Source organism: Mycobacterium paragordonae, assembly GCF_003614435.1.
GTDB lineage: Bacteria > Actinomycetota > Actinomycetes > Mycobacteriales > Mycobacteriaceae > Mycobacterium > Mycobacterium paragordonae.
The window spans coordinates 4,418,976-4,438,220 of the sequence record NZ_CP025546.1 but is presented as its reverse complement, the minus strand read 5'-3'; the positions used below and the strand labels follow the sequence as shown (position 1 = coordinate 4,438,220).

Genomic DNA, 19,245 nt, shown 5'->3' with positions numbered 1-19,245 from the left:
GTCGGTCATTCTCAACACTGTGCTCGTCCAGAGGACCTCGCCATGACGTCTCGTGTCTGGCAGCGCTCGGCGCACTCTCGCGACGGGTCGTCACCCCTTCCTTCTCCTGAGGGCTCCGCTGACTTCGACCTTTTCCTGCCGCTGCGCAGTGCCGGCTCGCTCGAGAACCCCTACCCGATTTACTCCGTGATCCGCACTGTGCGGCCCGTGCTCGAGGTGCCGGTCCCGAACTACGCCGGCCCCGGCGCGTGGATGCTCACGCGCTACCGCGACGTCCACTCGGTGTTGCGCGACCCGCGTTTCTCGGTCGAGCGGCTGCGCGCGCCGCTCATGCGCGACAACCTCGACCGCATGCCGGAGTTTCTGCGCCAGAGCGCGACCGGCATGCGCTCGATGCTGGTCATGGACCCGCCCGACCACACGCGCGTCCGCAAACTCGTCAATAAGGCCTTCACGCCCAAGCGCGTCGCCGCGCTGCGCGGCCACATCGAGGCGATCGTCGGCGAGCTCGCCGACGAGGCGCAGGCCAAGGGCACCTTCGACCTGATTCACGACGTCGCCGAGCCGCTCCCGGCGATCGTGATCGCTGAGCTGCTCGGCGTCCCGGCGGAGGACCACCGTCAGTTCCGTCAGTGGTCGAGCGCGATGATCAACGGCTTCGGATCGCCCAATGCCGAGGCACGCGCGACCAGCGCGGAGGCGGCGCGCCAGGTCTTCGACTACCTCGCCGATGTCATCGCCGCCCGACGCCGCTCACCGCGCGAGGACCTGATCAGCGCGATGATCGCGGCTCAGGAGGAGCGCGACGCGCTCTCCGATGCGGAGCTGCTCGCGACCGGCAACCTGCTGCTGCTCGCCGGGCACGAGACAACAACGAACTTGATCGGCAACGGCACGCTCGCCCTGTTGCGCGAGCCCGATCAGTGGAACCGGCTGTGCGAGGAGCCCGCGCTGCTCCCGACCGCGATCGAAGAGCTGCTCCGCTACGACGGGCCCGTGCAGGCGACGGTGCGCGTCGCGCTGGAAGACGTCGCGATCGACGACCAGGTGATCTCGGAGGGCTCGCTCGTGCTGGTGAACATCGGCTCGGCGAACCACGACCCCGAGACGTTCGAGGACCCAGACCAACTCGACCTCGCGCGTGCCCCGAACCCGCACCTCGCGTTCGGGTTCGGCACGCACTTCTGTCTCGGGGCGCCGCTCGCGCGGCTCGAGGCGCGGCTCGCGTTTGATGCGCTGACGAAGCGGTTCCCGAGGCTCTCGCTGGTGGATGACCGGCCGGTGTACCGGACGAATCCGGTGCTACGCGGGCTCACGAGCCTGAACGTGGCGGCGTAGGCGCAAAGCTTGCGGCCGCCCCACTCAAATCATGTATCGCGCCGGCTGTTGGTGACATCGGGATCCGCAGGGGCGAGGCGAGTACCGTCAGCTCACGTGGAGATCTCCTGCGCGTTCGCGACGTCGTCAACCACTCCCAAACACGTTGAGCTGGCGGAAGAGCTGGGCTACAAACGTGCATGGCTCTACGACTCGCCGGCGCTCTACCCCGACGTGTGGATGGTGCTGAGCCGGTGCGCCGAGCGCACGACTCGCATCGGCCTCGGTCCTGGGGTGCTTGTCCCCAGCCTGCGACATCCGATGGTCAATGCCGCCGCGATCGCCGAGCTCGCCGATCAGGCACCCAATCGTGTGGCCGTCGCGATCGGCTCGGGGTTCACGGGGCGCTTCACGCTGGGGCAGCGACCGATGCCGTGGCGGCGCGTCGCCGAGTACGTCCGCTGTCTCAAGGCGCTACTGGCAGGCGAGCCGGCTGAGTGGGACGGCGCCACGATCCGGATGCTGCAGCTTCCCGGCTTCGGCGCGCAGCGCCCGCTCGCTGTGCCTATCCTGATCGGCGCGGACGGTCCCAAAGGGTTGGCGGTCGCGGCCGAGCTGGGCGACGGCGTCTTCTCCGCGGCCGTCCCTCAGCCGGACGCTGTGAAGGCGGCCGGCTGGCGCGCGTTGCTGGCATTCGGCACCGTCTTGGACGACGGTGAGGAGTTGACGTCGCCGCGGGTGGTCGCGGCCGCCGGCCCGGCAGCTGCGGTGCTCTACCACGCGATGTACGAACGGGGCGGCGCGGCGGCGGTCGACGCGTTGCCCGGCGGACGTCACTGGCGCGAAGCGATTGAGGCTGTGCCCCAACACGAACGGCATCTTGCGATCCACGCCGGCCATCTCGTCGAGGCGAACCCGCGGGACGCACCTCACGTCGCAGACCTGATCCCGATGGCGAGCTCGATGGCTTTGACGGCGACTCGTGACGAGATGCCTGGCAAGATCGCCACTTTAGGCGCTTCGGGCGTCACCGAATTGGCGTATCAGCCGGCGGGTCCGGATATCGAGCGTGAACTACGTGCGTTTGCGTCCGCTGCCGGCCTGCCCGGCGTCGGCAACTAGCGGCAGTACCAATCACGCACTGCCACAACGTAGTGCGGGACGCCTTGTCGAATGCTTCTTGGCGAACATCTAGTCGTCCGGTCGGTCCGGCGGCACATTCACGACGACCGCCCTAGGGAGCCGCATGACACACGTAAGGTGGCACCGATGGACGGTGTTGCAGAACTGGTACCGGTGCTACCGGCGCACCGCTTTGATGAGGGCGCCCTCGCACGGCACCTGCGCGGCCAATTGCCGGGCTTCGACGGTCCACTGAGCGTTCGCCAGTTTCAAGGCGGGCAGAGCAACCCGACCTTTCACCTGCACACCGCCGAGGGCGAGTACGTCCTGCGTAAGAAGCCCCCGGGCACGTTGCTGCCGCGGGCGCATGACGTGCAACGCGAACACCGTGTGATGTCGGCGTTGCGCGACACCGATGTGCCGGTACCCCGCATGCGGCTGATGTCCAACGACGAATCCGTCATTGGCACAGCTTTTTTCATCATGGATTACGTCCCCGGACGCATCTTTCACGACCCAGCCTTGCCCACCTGCAGACCGGCGCAGCGTGCGGCGATCTACGAGGATCTCGCTCGGGTGCTGGCCGCGCTGCATGGTGTGGACTGGCGTGCGGCAGGACTGGAGGGGTTCGGCCGGCCGGAGGGCTACCTGCAGCGTCAGGTGGCGCTGTGGACGAGGCAGTGGCAGGGCGCGCGCGTGGAAGACATGCCGACGATGGACATGCTGGCGCAATGGCTGCCAGAACACCTGCCCTCCGATGATGAGCCGGCGTGCATCGCGCACGGCGACTACCGCTTGGGTAACGTCCTGATCCATCCCAGCGAGCCGCGGATTGTCGCGGTCTTGGACTGGGAACTGGCAACCATCGGCCATCCGTTGGCCGACCTCGGCTATACCTGTCTGACCTACCATCTTTCGCCGGAATTCAGCGGCACCAAAGGCGTGGCGGGGCAGGACCTCACGGGCACCGGCATACCCGATGAGCAAGCCTTCGTCGCGAGCTACTGTCGGCATGCGGACCGGGAGCCACCCCGGTCGCTCGACGCCTTCATCGTGTTCTCCATGTTCCGCCTTGCCTCCATCACCGCCGGCGTGTGGCGGCGCGGGCTCGATGGCAATGCGGCCGACTCCAGGGCCGGCACATCAGAGGTCCGGGACCGCTACCGCGCCCTGGCGCGAATGGCGTGGGCTTTGGCGCAACGACTTTCGGATGGGTGAGGCGGCCCGACTTGCCATTTCTCCGTTCGGCAGCGTTGTTCGGCCAATACGCGGCAACGAAGGCTGCGCGAGGGGTTCAAGGAGCAAGCTTCAATTAGCTCAAATTGATTGCAGTACAGGTGATTTAACAGTTACGTACGTGCTTTCACAGCTCGAGCACCGCATAAAACGGACACTGTGAGCGATGGATGGCCGATCTGCGGTAGGTGCTGCGAAGTTGCGTACTTTTCTTGGATGGGTGGCGCGCACGAGTGTCCGACTGCCGAGCACAGGAGGTCGCCCACCCGACGAGCACATTGACAACAGCCAGGATAATGCTGGGCTACGCCGGACCCGAGGGCGCGGCCATTAACGGCGACGAGGAGACTGTTTCCGAGCGCCTCGATGAACTGGCCGCGGCGGGCATCGACGTGTTCGTCGGAATCGTCTTCGACCCGTCCCGAGAGGTGCCTGAACGGAGCGTTCGTTGCTGCTATTGAAGGACCAGAGTGCCCAAAACGGACCTGGGAAGGAACTGGCATGACAGCAGAAACCGGGACAGCGTTGCGGATCTGCCCGCTGTGCGAGGCGACCTGCGGCCTTACATTGACCATCGTCGACGGCAGGGTGGTCGGTGCTCGCGGCGACCGTGATGACGTGTTCAGTGCGGGTTTCATCTGTCCGAAGGGCGCGAGCTTCGGCGAGCTCGATAACGATCCCGACCGGTTGACCGGGCCCCTCGTCCGGCGTGAGGGAGTGCTGACCGAAACCAGCTGGGAGGAGGCGTACGCGGTCGTCGCAGACCGCCTGGGTGAGGTTATTCGCGAGCACGGCGGCCCATCCGTCGGCGTCTACTTCGGTAATCCGAGCGCACACACCGTCGCGGGTAGCCTGTACTCGCCGTTAGTCATTCGCGGTCTTGGCACCCGGCAGGTGTACAGCGCGAGCACGCTCGATCAGATGCCCAAGCACGTCGCGCTCGGCCTGATGTTCGGCAGCCCGGTCGCGTTCACGGTGCCCGATCTCGATCGCACCGACTATCTGGTCATCATCGGCGCTAATCCATTGGTGTCCAACGGCAGTTTGGCCACCGCCCCCGACTTCCCCGGTAAGCTGCGTGCGCTGCGTAAACGCGGGGGCAAGCTCGTCGTCATCGATCCCGCCCGCACGCGGACGGCCGAACTGGCTGACCGCCACCTCGCACCGCGACCCGGCACCGACGCCGTACTGCTGTTCGCCATCGTGCACGCGCTTTTCGAAGAGGGCCTTGTCGCAGAAGACCTCGGCGGAATCGCGCAGCACGTCAACGGCGTCGACGAAATCCGCGCACTGTCCGATGAATTCGCGCCGGAGGCGGTCGCTTCGCACTGCGGAATATCCGCTGATGACATTCGCGTGCTGGCCCGCGAGATAGCGGCGGCCCCGACTGCGGCCGTGTATGGCCGAATGGGTACCTCCACAGTGGAATTCGGTGCGATTGCCAGCTGGTTGGTAGACGCAATCAACATCCTGACCGGAAACCTCGACCGACCGGGCGGAGCGATGTTCCCCCTCGGCGCGACGGCGCCCACACCCCGCCCGCCGAAGCCGGGCCGAGGGTTCCGAATCGGGCGTTGGCACAGCCGTGTCTCGGGCCACCCCGAGGTGATGTCGGAGCTTCCCGCCGCCGCGCTCGCGGAGGAGATCGACACCGCGGGGGAGGGTCAGATCAAGGCGATGATCACGATCGCCGGAAACCCCGTGTTGTCGGCGCCGGACGGCGATCGGCTCGACCGCGCGCTCGACAGCGTTGATTTCATGCTCAGCATCGACCCCTACCTCAACGAGACCACCCGTCACGCCGACGTGATCCTGCCGCCGCCCCCGCCGGCGCAGAGCGCCCACTTCGACTTCGCGCTCAACAACCTTGCGGTGCACAACAACGTGCGCTACTCACCGCCAGCTCTGCCGCTGGACGCACGGCCCGACGAGCCGGAGATCCTGTCGCGCATCGCACTGATTCTCTATGGCCTGGCACCGGACGGCGACGTCGCGTTGGTGGACGATCAGGTGATTGCGATGACGTTGACCAAGGAGGTCGCCGACGCGGACTCACCCGTCGCCGGGCGCGCGGTCGACGAATTGACCGCGATGCTTGCCCCCGGCCCCGGCTACGAACGACGCCTGGACATGATGCTCCGGCTCGGGCCCTACGGCGATGCCTTCGGCGCCAACCCCGACGGGCTCACTCTGGAACGGCTCAAGGCCGCGCCGCACGGCATCGACTTAGGTCCGTTGCAACCACGGCTTCCCGAGGTACTCCGAACCCAAACGGCGCGAATCGAACTCGCGCCCGAGCCGCTGATCGCCGACGTGGCGCGGCTGCGCGAATCGGTCGGCCTCCGCGAAGGCCCGTTCATGCTGATCGGCCGGCGCCATCTGCGCTCCAACAACAGCTGGATGCATAACGTGCCGGCGCTGTCAGGCGGCACCAACCGCTGCACCCTGCGGATCCATCCGGACGACGCCGCCGACCTCGGGCTCAGCGATATTGCGGTGATCAAGGGCCCGGGCGGTGAACTCATTGCTCCGGTCGAGGTGACCGATGCCATGCGGCGGGGCGTCGTCTCGCTGCCGCATGGGTGGGGACACGATCGCGGCGGCACGGGACAGAAGCTCGCGGCAAGCCAGCCCGGTGTCAACGTCAACCAACTCAACGACGGCACTCATCTTGACCCGCTATCAGGCACCGCTGTGCTCAACGGCATCCCGGTCGACATTGCCCCTGCGGGCTGATGAGTAGGCGCTTCGCTCACGCAGCCGATGGTGGGCGCACGATACAGCGAAAGCCGATGTGGCTCATGCCGGTATCGATAGGTTGCGGTCTGCGGCCGGCCGGTCGGTAAGGCCGGCAGTAGCTATCAGCGCACAGGAACGAGCCGCCCTTGACCACCTTGCGCCAGTAGTTAGCCAGACGATGCCTCGGCCGCTCGGGTTCGTCGCCCAGCTGTACGTCGCGTGTTCCAGGCCACCGCGGGACCCGAATGTTGGGCTCGGTAGCCGCGCGGCGCCGGATACTTCTGAGCATGAGCGTCAACGACCGATCGGCGGTGTCGCGCCAGTTCGTGGCATTCTCCCCGCCCGTCTCTTCCCGAATGAACGAGTTCGTCACCGGAAAGAGAAAGGGAGTCTTTTACGTCGTATACACCGCGGTGGCGGCGGCGGTCTTTGCGTTGACCATGGTCAGGTCGTTGAGACCGTGGATGCAGTGGGGCTTGGGTGCGGTGATCGCCCTAGCCGTGGTGGTTCCGCTGATTTGGTTGGCCTATGTGTGGTGGCGTTCGCGCCAAAAAATTCTCCTGGACGTCACGAGCGATGGCCTGACCGTCAATCACGTTCCGGCCAGGGTCTTTTCATTCGTTGACGCAAAGCTGGGCCCTTGGGCGGCGATGGGTGTGGCGCTTCACCTGGAATCAGGTTCACACCGGTTTGTTCTCGGCGGACGAGATCGTCGGATCAGTCCGTCGACACGGCTGGACGCCCAGCCAGTTGCGGCCGTCGACGCGTGGTTGTGGTCGTCAGAGTTCGATGAGCTTCTCGCCATAGCCAGCAGCCTCGGGGGAGCGGAGGTACGCGGTCCCGCACTGGCGGAACCGACTCGCTGCTTGCTATTTCCCAACCCGTATCTGGCCGAGCAGTTCGGGTCGTTTGCCTTCCGTGAACACCTGCGCCATCAGCAGTCGCTTTCGCGGCCGAGCCTGATCGTTGACATGGACGATGATGCGATCCGGCTGATCGACCCGGACAGCGGTGCGGTCACCGCCTCGGCGTCGCGTGCGCAGGTCACCGCGACACCGGCGGTCTTCCAGCCCGACAGTGTCACGAGCGGCGACGGAAGCACCTATAACTACCCTGCGATCACCGGCCTCGTCCTGCGCCTTCCTGGTGTGCAGCCGCTGACCATCGGGTGTCTCGACCTCGTCGGGTCGCGATTCAGATTCACGTGGCGAGGAAACGCGCCCAGGCAAAATGAACGCTCTGCTCATGTGGTCTCCGGCGGTGACTGGCTGGCGCTCGCTGAGAAGTTCGGGTTGACGTCGCACCTGGAAGACAGCGTGCGGCAGTAGGGCTGCCCACGGCTTCGTTCCAGGCCTACGGGATCACCGAGGTGTCCCCGATCGCCACCCTGCGTAAGGTGGCCGAGATGGGGATGTCGCGTCGCCCGCTGTCAGGACTGGAGGCGACGGTCAGCCTCCTGCCCGCCGCTACCCCAGGTACCCGCCGGCCGAGATCTCGTCAACCGAATGCACTGCACCTCCCTCGGATTCCCACCGCTGGAGGGCACGCAGCCGGAACGATAGATCCTCGTGGCTGTCGCCGCCTGCGCGGCGCGGCCCGGTCAGCGGGCTAATGCCTGTGGTGGCGGGCTTCTCAGTGATTGTTGACATGTAGCCATCTCCTCCTCTGTCCGTTGTTGGCCGACGCCTGGGAAGACGTGTACTGGTAATGCGCGCGCGTATGCGAGTGATCACGCTGCGGCTGACCCGGACTCTCGGGCTGAAACCGGTTGGTCGGGTTTGCTTGTCGATGCATAGGTCCCGTAGGGCGCCGCATCGAGCAACGTGACGGACAGCTTGACACCGTCGGGGTTGTAATACGATCGCCGGTCACCCGGGCGAGCTCCGACGATCGCTCTGCCAAGCGGCGACTGCGGCGAAAACACCTCGATGTCAGCATCTTCGACGCCGCGGACACCCAGCAGAAACGTCTCCGTCTCAGCGGTGTCGTCGTAGCGGACCGTCAACACCATGCCGGGTTCGGCCAGCCCGTCATCTGGCGGATCCTCACCGACGATTGCGTTGGCTATCAGGTCGTGAATACGGCTGATGCGTGCATGGCGAGCCTGATGCTCAGCCGCGATGATGTCGCTGGCATTTTCCCCGGTGGATACTTCGCTGTCAGCTCCTGCCCGCAGGGCCGCAAGCCGCATATGCAGGCCGATATAGGCCTTTCTCGTCATCCAAACTCGTTCGTTGCCAGTCATTTCGATGGAATCCTTTCGTGGGTTCAAAAGATTTACGCAGGGACGAGTTGTAACATCAGCGTCGCCCCTGGTAAAACGTTATCCTGTTGGCGCGGTGAACATTCCGTGGTGATCCTGCAGGACCTGGCTACCGATCGACCGCTGGACCACCTGTTCGTCGCAGCGGGTCGAATGCGCGCAGGCTTTCGGGTTGCTTGCCGGTGGTGATGTACTCGGCCAGCAATCGACCGGTCACCGGGCCGTGCGTCAGTCCCCACATGCCATGTCCACCGGCCACATAGATGCCGCGCGATATCTGCCCAATCAGCGGGCGGCCGTCGGGGGTTACCGGGCGCGGACCAACCCAAATGTCGCTTCGTTCGCCCCACCGCACGCCCTCCAGTGATGGGCCGGCTGAGGCGACAATGGCGTCGACTCGCTCTGGTCGCACAGGCTCATCGGGGTCGCGCAACTCCATGGTTCCCGACACTCGCAACGCGCCGTGGTACGGCGTGAACGCCACCCGCGCGTGCGGCAGATAAAAAGGGCCGGGGACCGGGCGGTTTACCGGCACGGTGAACGAGTAACCTCTGCCGGCCTGCACAGGCACACGTATGTGGCCCTTGGTCAGCCGCGGTAGCCATGCTCCCGTGGCGATGACTGCGGCGTCGACGGTCAGCGGCGTCCCGGTGCGGGGGTACACCGAGACGCCGCCGCCGGAACCGACCACGCGTCGGACGTCCAGCCTGCGGATCGTCGCTCCACGCTCCTCGACCGCACTGCCCAACGTGTGCACAAAGCGGCCGGGGTCGACGAAGCGCTGACCGTTGATATTCAGCCCAGCGGTGATGAAGGGCGATGCCAGCGGTACTTGTTCCCGCAACGCCTCACCCACCAACTGGGTGATATACGTTGCCTGGCCGGACTTTTCGAGTTGGTCAAGCTCTCCCATCATGACTTCGGCATCTTTGGCGGTGCGGAACAGCGCTGTGATAGGCGCATCCGTCACTGGTACGTCGACACCATTGCCTACCAGTACATCGAACGCTTCAATGCATTCCTCGTTGAGCGGTGCGATGGCCCGCACCGCTCGATTCCAGCTCGACCGCCGACAATTGGCGGCAAATTGGGTCAAGAAGCCAGCCAAGGCAGGGTTTGGGGTCAGCGGGATGCTCAGCGGAGATGCCGGATCGAACAGAGCACGCAGCCCGGAGCGCAGCGTGGCAGACGAGTTCAGCGGGATGGTCAATCCCGGCGCGATCCATCCGGCGTTGCCCCACGACGCGCCGGCCGCCACGCCGATACGGTCCGCCACCGTGACCTCAACCCCGCGTTCTTGCAAGAACCAGGCCGTCGACAACCCGACGATGCCCGCACCCACGACGACCGCTGAGCGCGGCCCGCCGTCGATGCTCCCGAAACCACTCACTCCACACCTCCGCGGTTCCAAACTGGCTAGACAACTCCAGGTTGGCTGCGAATGCGACTCAACGGGTTGCCCGTTTCCGACAATCGGCCTGCTGCCCGCTGTCGCTGACCGACAAGCAAGCGGCCGCGTCCTATGCCTCGCGCCAGCCCGGGTTCCGCATGCAAGCCGATTCCATTGCCACCGTCAGTACCCCCACTGCCCCCCGACCAGGCGTCAGCTGCTTCTACAAAGAGTGTTCCTAGTCCCTCAGCATGGGTACTCGTCTGAGCGCGATGACAGACACGATGACTGATACGACTTACCGAAGCACGGATGACGTAGACCCTTGCGTGCGTGTTTACGGGACGCGGGTTCACAATCTGCGGGGAATCGACGTCGTCGCCCCTCGCGACGCCTTGGTCGCGTTCACCGGCATCTCCGGATCCGGAAAGTCGTCGTTGGCGTTCGGGACCATCTATGCCGAGGCCCAACGCCGCTACTTCGAATCGGTCGCTCCGTACGCCCGTCGCCTACTCTTGCCAACCGGCGCGCCAAAGGTGGATGACATCACCGGGCTGCCGCCTGCAGTCGCGTTACAGCAGCGTCGTGGCTCGGCGACGTCGCGGTCGACGGTCGGCACGGTCACCACCTTGTCGAATCTGCTGAGGATGTTGTTCTCCCGCGCCGGAACCTATCCGCGGGGAGCCAAGGAACGACTGGACTCCGACGCCTTCTCCCCTAACACCGCGGTCGGGGCGTGCCCGGAATGTCACGGGCTGGGGCGAGTCCACCGGGTGACCGAAGAGACACTGGTGCCGGACCCGTCGCTGACCATTCGGGAGGGAGCTGTCGCAGCGTGGCCAGGGGCCTGGCAGGGGCAGAACCTGCGCGACATCCTGATTACGCTGGGCTACGACATCGACAAGCCGTGGCGGAAACTCCCTAAGCGGCAACGCAATTGGATCCTGTTCACAGATGAGCAGCCAACAGTCGAGATCGATCCGACGCAGCATCCCGTGCAGGCCGATTATTACTACAACGGCACGTTCTCCAGCGCCGAGCGTCATGTTCGGCACACGTTGGCCAACTCGCACAGCGCGAAGATGCGTCGCCGTGTGCTGCAGTTCGTCGACAGCGTCGACTGCCCGGTGTGCGACGGATCCGGGCTCAGGCCCGAAGCACTCGCGGTGACATTCGCCGGGCGCACCATCGCCGACTACGCGGCGATGCCGTTGACCGATTTGACAGAGACGCTGCGTCCGACGGCATCTCGGAGCGATGCCGCCGCCGCGTACGAGTCGACGGAATCCGGCGAGCTCACGGAAGTGGCGACCATGATTGCCGCCGACCTGGTCGCACGCCTTCAGATACTCATCGATCTGGGCCTCGGCTACCTCACGCTCAGTCGCCGCACTCCGACGGTCTCGCCCGGTGAATTGCAGCGATTGCGGCTGGCGACCCAACTGCGTGCCGGCCTGTTCGGCGTGCTCTATGTGCTCGACGAACCGTCCGCCGGTCTGCATCCCGCCGACGCCGAACCACTGCTCGATGTACTCGATCGGCTACGGCGCGCGGGCAATTCGTTGTTCGTGGTCGAGCACGACATGGACGTGGTCCGCCGTGCCGACTGGATCGTCGACGTCGGACCCGGCGCCGGCGAGCTTGGCGGACAGCTCCTCTACAGCGGTCCGGTAGCGGGTCTCGCGGAGGTCGACGAATCGGTCACTCGCAGATACCTTTTCGGCGGCCCTGGGCGGGCGCCGCGTGAGCCCCGCACTCAGTCAGGACAATTGCGACTTCGCGGGATCTCCTTCCATAATTTGAGAGACCTCGACGTCGATCTGCCGTTGGGTCTGTATACCGCCGTCACCGGAGTGTCCGGTTCCGGCAAATCGACGCTCGTCGTCAAGGTCCTCGGCGACGTCGTGAACAGTCATCTCGGAGCGGCACGCGCGGCGGAGCCCGCCGAATCCGACGACGACGAAGCCGACGGCGGGATCATCGACCTTGATCGCGACGCGAGTGTGGGTGTCCAGGCCGACGGTGTCGAGGAGATCGACCGGTTGGTAATGGTCGACCAGCGCCCGATCGGGCGCACGCCGCGCTCGACGTTGGCGACCTACACCGGGTTGTTCGATGCCGTGCGCCGCGAGTTCGCCGCGACCTCCCAGGCGCGTCGACGCGGTTGGACCGCGGGCAGGTTTTCGTTCAACGTGGCCGACGGTCGCTGTTCCACGTGTCAGGGGGAGGGGTTCGTAGCGGTCGAATTGTTGTTCCTGCCAGGCACATACGGCACCTGTCCGGCGTGCCGGGGTGCGCGGTACTCCGACGAGACGCTGAAGGTGCGCTATCGGGACAGGACGATCGCCGATGTGCTCGCGATGACGGTCGATGAGGCCTTCGAGTTTCTTGCCGACGTCGCCAGCGCTGTGCGCAGTCTGACCACGCTGCGGGAGGTGGGACTGGGTTATCTCCGTCTTGGACAACCCGCGACCGAACTGTCGGGCGGTGAGGCGCAGCGGATCAAGCTCGCCTCCGAACTGCAACGACCCCGGCGCGGGCATACCCTCTACGTTCTCGACGAACCGACCACCGGGTTGCATCCCGCGGACGTGGACCGGCTCGATGAGCAGCTGCATCGCCTGGTCGACGCGGGCAACACCGTTGTCGTGGCAGAACACGACATGCGCATGGTCGCCGGCGCCGACTGGGTGGTCGACCTTGGTCCGGGCGCCGGCAGCAATGGCGGCAAGGTGATTGCGGCGGGCCCGCCACGAAAGGTGGCAAGCGCCGAAAACAGCCGTACAGCAACGTATCTCGCGAAGTGGCTGGCGCAGTCGGCTGTCGATTGAGAGTGTCAGGACGCGTACTTCTCCTCGACTCGGATCCGGAATTCGCGACTGACACCAGCTCTCTTCTGTGAAATGACCCGGCCGAGTTCGCTGCTGCGTAGCATGTGGGATTCCAGTGAAGCTGATTTGGCTTTCACTGCGGTCAGTAGGAGGGGCCATGTCGTTCGTTGTCACAGCACCGCAAGCGTTGGTCGCAGCGGCGGGAGATATGGCGAGTGTCGAATCGTTGATCAGCGCGGCGAACGCCGCGGCGCAGCCGGCCACCACGAGGCTGTTGGCCGCTGCCGGCGATGAGGTCTCGGTGGCCATCGTCGCCCTGTTCAACGCGCACGCCCACAACTACCAGACGATCAGCGCGCAGGCGACGGCGTTTCACGCACGGTTTGTCCAGGCGCTCAGCGCCGGCGCGGAGGCGTATGGGACCGCTGAGGCCGCCAGCACCTCGCCGCTGCAGAGTTTCGGACAGGACGTCCTAGCTCTGATCAATGCCCCCACGTTGACGCTGCTGGGGCGTCCGCTGATCGGCGACGGCGCCAACGGGACCGCTGTCAGTCCGAACGGTCAGGCTGGCGGCCTGTTGTACGGCAGCGGCGGCAAGGGCTACAACGGCGCCGGCGGCGCCGGGGGCGCCGCGGGGTTGATCGGCAACGGCGGGGCCGGGGGGACTGGTGGGACCGGCCAGCGCGGTGGCGCCGGCGGCAGCGCGTTGTTGATTGGCAATGGCGGCATCGGCGGGTCTGGCGGTGACGGGCTTGCCGGCGCAGCTGCCTCCGGCGGGGCCGGCGGCATCGGCGGAAGTGGCGGGTGGCTTTGGGGCAACGGCGGAACCGGCGGACTCGGTGGTGCGGGCGGTAGCGGTGTGGCGACCGGCGGCGTCGGCGGGCCGGGCGGCGCGGGTGGCCCCTCCGGGCTGATAGGCGACGGCGGCCGCGGCGGCGGCGGCGGGGTGGGCGGAACCGGCGTCACCGGGGGAGCGGGCGCCACTGGCGGCAGCGGCGGTGTCGCACTGGTCGGCAATGGCGGTACCGGTGGCGTGGGCGGGATCGGCGGCACGGGAACGACTTCCGATGGCGCCACCGGGTCGAACGGCGCCGGCGGCATGAGCGGGGCGCTGCCTTACCTAGACGTCATACGCCGCAAGCTCGGCCTGCCGTGATTCCTCGCTGCCCTCATGTCATCGAAAAGAGCTGCTGCATCACAACCACGCTCGCAGCACGCTGCAGACCGCCCTCCACCGCGATGCGCTGATCGTCCGGGGACTCGAGCAGTTGATCGAGCGCCGTGGAGACCTTTTTCATGTCGTAGATCGGCTGATCCTTCGCCGCTTGCGAAGCAAACGTATCCCGGTAGAAGACGAGCATCGGATCGTTCGGATCGCGGGTCGGCGGCGTCGTGAAAGGATGTTTCTGGCGGTCGTAAACCTCCGGTATCAACACGTCTTTCGCCGCTTCGCGAAGGACGTGCTTCTCGCGAATTCCCTTGACTTTCATCTGGACTGGTACGCGGGCCGCGGCTCCGGCGACACGATGGTCCAGGAAGGGTACCCGGCCTTCGATGGAGTGCGCCATCTCCATGCGGTCGGCGAGGTAGTTCAGAATGAAATTCGGCAGGACCGTTTTCGCGTTGATGTACAGCATCTGATTCAGGTGGTCGCGACCCGCGACGCGCTGCGCGATCGGCAGGCGGTCCAGCGCGGCGATCAGCGGCTGGAACTCCCGCACTGCGGCCGGAAGGTCGTCGCGCAGCAACGGTGCCACGCTGTTCGTTTGTGCCGCACCGACATTGAGCGTTGCCGGCAGCCAGCCGAGCCTGCGCTCGACCGCCTGCATTTCCTGGCTGCTGACTCGATCCGGCATCATGAGCGCGCGAGTCGCAGCGTTGGCGCCGAGCATCTCATCGAGAAGTGCCAGTCTCTCGTCGGCGCTCAGTGTCGCGTCGTTGTTCAGCGCGTCGACGCGATAATACGGATACCCGCCCAGCATTTCGTCGGCGCCTTCGCCGGTGAACACCACTTTGATGCCGGCACCCCGGACGGCACGGCTCAGTAGGTATTTGGCTACGCCATGTCCGTTGAACATCTGAGTTTCGGCATGCCAGACCGCATCTGCGAATGAGTCGGCAATCTCTCGCCCGGTGATCGGTATGGGGTGGTACGTGGCGCCGACCCGTTTGGCCTGTTCTTCGGCGACACGGGCCTCGTCGTAGAGCGGGTTCTCGAAGGTGAGTGTGAACGCGCGAATCGGCCGGTTCATCTCCTGCTGGGCCAGCCCGAGGACGGCACAGGAGTCGATGCCGCCACTGAGATACGACGCGACCTCGACGTCGGCAACCAGTCTCTCCCGCACCGCATCCCGGAGCGCCTCACGAAATTCGGCGACGATCTCGTCTTCACTTCGCGAGTCTGCCCGCATCTGATCGGCAGTCGGGATCTCCCAATCCCAGTACGGGTAGATGCGAACATCACCATCGCGGGCTATCGCATAACACCCCGGCGGCACGGCACTGATGCCGGCGAACTCGGTTGTCTCGTGGGATCTTCCGAACCCTCCGGTAGCGCCCTCGAGGTCCCATTTAGCGGGCACACCGAGCGCCAACAGCGCTTTGATCTCGGACGCGAAGAACACCTCACCGTCTACCGCCGCGTAGTAGAGGGGTTTGACACCGAAGCGGTCACGGATTGCATACATCGCGCGCTGGCGTTCGTCGGCAATGATCACTGCGAACTCGCCGCGCAATTGCGTCGCGGCCTGGATGCCACGCTCGGCATACAGATGCAATGCGATCTCGCTGTCGCTGGCTGTCGAAAAGTGGTATCCGCTCGCACGGAGTCGCTCGCGGATCTCGCGGTAACCGTAGAACTCGCCGTTCACAACCAGGTGCACCGCGCCGTCCGGGCTCGTCATCGGCTGACTTCCGTTGTGCAGACCGATGATCGACAACCGGGTGTGCCCGAGCGTCCATTGCCCGTCCCGCGATGTCCACGTGCCGGAGCCATCCGGCCCACGATGTTCCAAGAGCTTGAGCGCGGTATCGCACCGTTCAGTCGGAAGACCCCGGCGGGTCATCGCAGCGAATATCCCGCACATCGTTGTGCCCTCCGCAATCTTTCCCGGTCGTTACGCGCCGATCTCCTGCCTCGGCGCGATCGCACGCCACCGAACTGGCAGCGCGGCCACTCGAGCCTAACGCGGGGGATCTCAGCATTCGCCGGCAGCGGCGTCGAGGTGGGCTATACGGGCACGTCTGACGGCTCGCGACGCTCTGTTGGCCTTGAATATCCTGTCGCACAGGTCATTTGGCGCTAACGTGCCAAACCCGCAATGCGAGTCCTATAGGCGCGTCACCGTTCCGTGCGGCTAGTTGCCCTCGAGCCCGTACTTCGGCGCCACCTCGATCAGCTGGCCGGCGGCGAGGAGGTCCTTCACCCTCGTGTTGCCCAGGAAGTACTGGACGCCGCCGCCGGGCTGCCCGGCGAATCCCTTGATCTTGCCGGACTGCACCGTCAGGTCCTTCATGACGCAGTAGACGTGATAGTTAGCTTCCGGCGAGCCCTTGTAGGTGTTGAGCGACGACGGCGGCAAAGCCCGAGCAGCGAACGGCGTGTGCTTTTCGTTCGCCAGGAAGTTTGCTTCATCGGGCTGCCCGAACCGGTCGAACAGATGCCCCTTCTTCATCGTGAACGGCGCGGCCGGTCCGTCGAAGCCGAAGTTGGTCGGCCACTTCCAGCCCCTGTTGGGGTCGTAAAACGTGTCGAGGAAGGCCTTGGGTTGTAGCGCTGGCGTTCCGAGCCGTTGGTAGTCGGTCAGCAGCCTTTTCACCGGTCCGGTGGGCAGGGTGTTCGGTCCCAGCAAATTGCCGGAGTACGGGTCGGGGACGGGGAAGGGCTGGGAGTTCTCCGCCGCGGCATCCCCGGTCCCAGCTTCCGGGCATTGCTTGTCCGCGTTGGCAGTGGCTGGAAACAAAAGAGACAACACGAGCGCGATCAGCGCGCTGATGATTAAGGACTGGCGCCGCATCCACGGACTCCTTCAGGGTGCTGTTGAGACTGAAACGCACACTAGCAAATCGCTACCCAGCCGTCTCGAAATTGACAGTTAGGTAACACCCACAGCCTTAACGCGGGTGGATCCGCCCTCGGCTGATGCAGCGGTCCCGGTCATGTTCGCCGCGCCGGCGGATCAATCCCCGCTGAAGAACTTACGTAGTCAACTACTCAAGCCCTCAGCGACTGGCCTGGATACGTTCAGATTCGAGGTGACGCAGAAGGGCGGACAGCAATGTCGTATGTATTTGCGGTACCGGAGTCGGTGGGTTCGGCGGCCGCGGACATGGCGCGGATCGGCTCCATGCTGCGCACCGCGCATGCGGAGGCGGCGGCCTCGACGAGCACCGTACTTAGCGCCGCTGCGGACGAGGTTTCGGCGGCGGTAGCTTCGCTCTTTTCGGGCTACGGGCGGGAGTACCAGGCGCTCAGTGCCCGGGTGTGGGCGTTTCACGACCAGTTCGCGGCGGCTTTGACCAGCGCGGGGGCCGCCTACGCCGCCGCCGAAGCGGCCAACGCGAGCCCACTGGAAGCGCTTACGCAGGGTGTGCTGAACGTAATCAATGCCCCCACCAATGCGTTGCTGGGCCGTCCGCTGATCGGCAACGGCGCGGACGGTGTCGCTGGGACCGGTGGAAACGGCAAACCGGGCGGGTTGTTATTCGGCAACGGTGGCACCGGGGGCTCAGGCGTTGCCGGTGGCGGCGTAGGCGGCCGAGGAGGCGACGCCGGGCTGTTCGGTGATGGTGGCCGCGGCGGGGCCGGCGGAACCGGGGCGACCGGGACTCAGGGCTACAGCAACCCGCCCTTCGGCAACGGGGGTGTCGGCGGCCCCGGTGGGCGGGGCGGGGCCGGCGGCGCAGGCGGGTTGGTATGGGGCAACGGCGGCGCCGGCGGTAGCGGCGGCACCGGCGGTTGGGGCGGCTACGGCGCCACTGCCTCGAGCGTGTTCTCGGCCGGCGGCACCGGTGGCAACGGCGGTCCCGGAGGTGCGGGCGGCGCAGGCGGGGCCCACGTGTCTCTTTTAGGCCACGACGGCGCCGCGGGCCAGATGGGCGACGGCGGTCGCGGCGGCAACGGCGGCAGCGGATCCATCAACGGTGGCGCCGGCGGTCTGGGCGGCAACGGTGGGGTGGGCTCTACCGGAGGCCGCGGCGGCGATGGCGGCAGCTCCAGCGTGATCACAAGCGGCACCAACTACACCAACGTCATGGGCGGTCGCGGCGGCGACGGGGGCGCCGGCATCGCGGGCGCCGGTGGTGCGGGCGGCAACGGCGGCAGCGCGTTCATCTATGCCGGCGGCGGAACCGGATCGGCCGAAGGCGGGCACGGCGGTGCCGGCGGCTCCGGTAGCACCATTGGCGGAGCGGGCGGCGACGGGGGACTGGGCCAGATCACGGGTTATGTCTATGGGCCCGGAGGCGGCAGCGGTGGCGCCACCGGTGGCACCGGTGGTCTGGGCGGACCCGGTCCGATCGGCGGTCGCGGCGGCGACGGCGCCGATGCCTTGAATTGGGGCACCGGATACGCCTTAGCCGGCCCGGGTGGGGACGGCGGCGACGGCAGTGCCGGCAACGCTGGCAACGGCGGTGACGGCGGCGATGCCCTGAAGACTTCCTTGAACGGGACTGGCCCAGGCTACGGCGGTGCCCCAGGGAACGGGGGCGGTGGCCGAACCGGTAATGCGGGAAAGCGCATCCTGCTCTGAAAAGCGCTGGCGTCAGTTCCCGGCGACGGCCTGCACCAGCATGGTCGCGGACGGGCTCGACAACACCCAGTTACCGTTTTGGTTGACGAACATGAGGGGCTTCGTGACCGGTGCTGGCAGCTTCGACCCCGAGACGGCGACATCGGACATGACCGTGGCCGGACCGTTCTGCTGAATGTTGGAGACGACGAACGACAACGGGAGTTGCCCGTTCCGATATGCCACTCTCAGCTCGTGATCCATCTCATGGCCCTCGCCCGACCCGATCCCGCCTTCGACCAGACCATCTTTGGTCCGGTACGAGACCCCCGGATTGGAAAGGTTATTGAGGATGCCGGTCAACTGGTCAGAAGTCGGCAGGTTCAGTGTCGACGCGGGTTGCGGGTCCTGGGGTAGGGGCGCGCCGGTTGAGGCCAGTTGCACCTGAGACAGGTTCGAAGGCGCAATGCCCGGCGCGCTGGATGCCAGCCCGGCGGCGCCACCGCCAACGACAGCCAGTGCAGCCGCGCTGACAGCAATGGATTTCATGGATTTCACGGTTCCCCCAAATTCGGGCACGAACGTGCGGGACCGTTTCCCGCATCTGAATGCCGACAA

At 65.9% G+C, this 19,245-nt stretch carries 14 protein-coding genes and 2 pseudogenes; 9 read left to right on the top strand and 7 right to left on the bottom strand.

All coding sequences use genetic code 11. The annotated features are described in order from the left end of the window. Window positions 1-42: 42 nt before the first annotated feature. From C0J29_RS20075 to C0J29_RS20060, 5 genes are all read left to right on the top strand, one after another. A complete protein-coding gene (locus C0J29_RS20075; protein ID WP_120793354.1) occupies window positions 43-1,338 on the top strand; it encodes a cytochrome P450 in 1,296 nt (431 codons plus the stop codon). A 96-nt stretch (window positions 1,339-1,434) separates the two neighbouring features. Next, window positions 1,435-2,439, top strand: coding sequence for an LLM class flavin-dependent oxidoreductase (locus tag C0J29_RS20070; RefSeq protein ID WP_120793353.1), 1,005 nt, complete (start codon window positions 1,435-1,437; stop codon window positions 2,437-2,439). Between the two features lie 147 nt (window positions 2,440-2,586). Further along, complete coding sequence (locus tag C0J29_RS20065) at window positions 2,587-3,657, top strand: phosphotransferase (protein ID WP_120794854.1); 1,071 nt, start codon at window positions 2,587-2,589, stop codon at window positions 3,655-3,657. A gap of 314 nt (window positions 3,658-3,971) precedes the next feature. Continuing rightward, on the top strand, window positions 3,972-4,136 hold the full coding sequence (locus tag C0J29_RS32910; protein ID WP_162951519.1) for a hypothetical protein: 165 nt from the start codon (window positions 3,972-3,974) through the stop codon (window positions 4,134-4,136). Window positions 4,137-4,176: 40 nt separating this feature from the next. After that, window positions 4,177-6,411, top strand: coding sequence for a molybdopterin oxidoreductase family protein (locus C0J29_RS20060; protein WP_120793352.1), 2,235 nt, complete (start codon window positions 4,177-4,179; stop codon window positions 6,409-6,411). A gap of 16 nt (window positions 6,412-6,427) precedes the next feature. Here the strand turns inward: C0J29_RS20060 and C0J29_RS20055 are convergent. Next, window positions 6,428-6,574 (bottom strand): annotated as a pseudogene (locus tag C0J29_RS20055) (SUMF1/EgtB/PvdO family nonheme iron enzyme); the annotation flags it as partial. 127 nt (window positions 6,575-6,701) lie between these two features. Between C0J29_RS20055 and C0J29_RS20050 the strand changes: the two are divergent. Further along, window positions 6,702-7,742: a hypothetical protein gene (locus C0J29_RS20050; RefSeq protein WP_162951352.1), complete on the top strand. Its 1,041-nt coding sequence runs from the start codon at window positions 6,702-6,704 to the stop codon at window positions 7,740-7,742. Between the two features lie 138 nt (window positions 7,743-7,880). Here C0J29_RS20050 and C0J29_RS32905 read toward each other — a convergent pair whose 3' ends face one another. The 3 genes from C0J29_RS32905 to C0J29_RS20035 all read right to left on the bottom strand — a co-directional run bounded on the left by C0J29_RS32905 (window position 7,881) and on the right by C0J29_RS20035 (window position 10,067). Beyond that, window positions 7,881-8,063, bottom strand: a complete 183-nt coding sequence (locus tag C0J29_RS32905; RefSeq protein WP_133450068.1) for a hypothetical protein — start codon at window positions 8,061-8,063, stop codon at window positions 7,881-7,883. A gap of 80 nt (window positions 8,064-8,143) precedes the next feature. After that, entirely contained in the window at window positions 8,144-8,659 is a 516-nt protein-coding gene (locus tag C0J29_RS20040) for a GreA/GreB family elongation factor (RefSeq protein WP_065042720.1), read from the bottom strand. A 127-nt stretch (window positions 8,660-8,786) separates the two neighbouring features. After that, window positions 8,787-10,067, bottom strand: a complete 1,281-nt coding sequence (locus C0J29_RS20035; protein ID WP_120793349.1) for an NAD(P)/FAD-dependent oxidoreductase — start codon at window positions 10,065-10,067, stop codon at window positions 8,787-8,789. Between the two features lie 284 nt (window positions 10,068-10,351). Between C0J29_RS20035 and C0J29_RS20030 the strand changes: the two genes are divergently transcribed. After that, window positions 10,352-12,898: an excinuclease ABC subunit UvrA gene (locus C0J29_RS20030; protein WP_120793348.1), complete on the top strand. Its 2,547-nt coding sequence runs from the start codon at window positions 10,352-10,354 to the stop codon at window positions 12,896-12,898. A 157-nt stretch (window positions 12,899-13,055) separates the two neighbouring features. Beyond that, window positions 13,056-14,006 (top strand): annotated as a pseudogene (locus C0J29_RS20025) (PE family protein); the annotation flags it as partial. 61 nt (window positions 14,007-14,067) lie between these two features. Here the strand turns inward: C0J29_RS20025 and asnB are convergent. Next, entirely contained in the window at window positions 14,068-15,984 is a 1,917-nt protein-coding gene (gene asnB / locus C0J29_RS20020) for an asparagine synthase (glutamine-hydrolyzing) (RefSeq protein WP_120793346.1), read from the bottom strand. Between the two features lie 270 nt (window positions 15,985-16,254). Beyond that, the gene (locus C0J29_RS20015; RefSeq protein ID WP_120793345.1) at window positions 16,255-16,914 is read right to left on the bottom strand and encodes a TNT domain-containing protein; all 660 of its coding nucleotides are present in this window, start codon (window positions 16,912-16,914) and stop codon (window positions 16,255-16,257) included. Between the two features lie 261 nt (window positions 16,915-17,175). On the opposite strand from C0J29_RS20015, the gene C0J29_RS34480 reads away from it, so the two are divergent. After that, entirely contained in the window at window positions 17,176-18,648 is a 1,473-nt protein-coding gene (locus C0J29_RS34480; protein ID WP_120793344.1) for a PE family protein, read from the top strand. Window positions 18,649-18,660: 12 nt separating this feature from the next. On the opposite strand, the gene C0J29_RS20005 is transcribed toward C0J29_RS34480, so the two are convergent. Then, complete coding sequence (locus tag C0J29_RS20005; protein WP_371872417.1) at window positions 18,661-19,176, bottom strand: MTB12 family secreted protein; 516 nt, start codon at window positions 19,174-19,176, stop codon at window positions 18,661-18,663. Between the last annotated feature and the right edge of the window lie 69 nt (window positions 19,177-19,245).

What these genes read in the sequence shown, in the direction of transcription:
- C0J29_RS20075 (WP_120793354.1), top strand. Translation starts at nt 43, where the DNA reads ATGACGTCTCGTGTCTGGCAGCGCTCGGCGCACTCTCGCGACGGGTCG.
- C0J29_RS20065 (WP_120794854.1), top strand. Translation starts at nt 2,587, where the DNA reads ATGGACGGTGTTGCAGAACTGGTACCGGTGCTACCGGCGCACCGCTTT.
- C0J29_RS32910 (WP_162951519.1), top strand. Translation starts at nt 3,972, where the DNA reads ATGCTGGGCTACGCCGGACCCGAGGGCGCGGCCATTAACGGCGACGAG.
- C0J29_RS20060 (WP_120793352.1), top strand. Translation starts at nt 4,177, where the DNA reads ATGACAGCAGAAACCGGGACAGCGTTGCGGATCTGCCCGCTGTGCGAG.
- C0J29_RS20050 (WP_162951352.1), top strand. Translation starts at nt 6,702, where the DNA reads ATGAGCGTCAACGACCGATCGGCGGTGTCGCGCCAGTTCGTGGCATTC.
- C0J29_RS32905 (WP_133450068.1), bottom strand. Translation starts at nt 8,063, where the DNA reads ATGTCAACAATCACTGAGAAGCCCGCCACCACAGGCATTAGCCCGCTG.
- C0J29_RS20040 (WP_065042720.1), bottom strand. Translation starts at nt 8,659, where the DNA reads ATGACTGGCAACGAACGAGTTTGGATGACGAGAAAGGCCTATATCGGC.
- C0J29_RS20030 (WP_120793348.1), top strand. Translation starts at nt 10,352, where the DNA reads ATGACTGATACGACTTACCGAAGCACGGATGACGTAGACCCTTGCGTG.
- asnB (WP_120793346.1), bottom strand. Translation starts at nt 15,984, where the DNA reads ATGTGCGGGATATTCGCTGCGATGACCCGCCGGGGTCTTCCGACTGAA.
- C0J29_RS20015 (WP_120793345.1), bottom strand. Translation starts at nt 16,914, where the DNA reads ATGCGGCGCCAGTCCTTAATCATCAGCGCGCTGATCGCGCTCGTGTTG.
- C0J29_RS34480 (WP_120793344.1), top strand. Translation starts at nt 17,176, where the DNA reads ATGTCGTATGTATTTGCGGTACCGGAGTCGGTGGGTTCGGCGGCCGCG.
- C0J29_RS20005 (WP_371872417.1), bottom strand. Translation starts at nt 19,176, where the DNA reads ATGAAATCCATTGCTGTCAGCGCGGCTGCACTGGCTGTCGTTGGCGGT.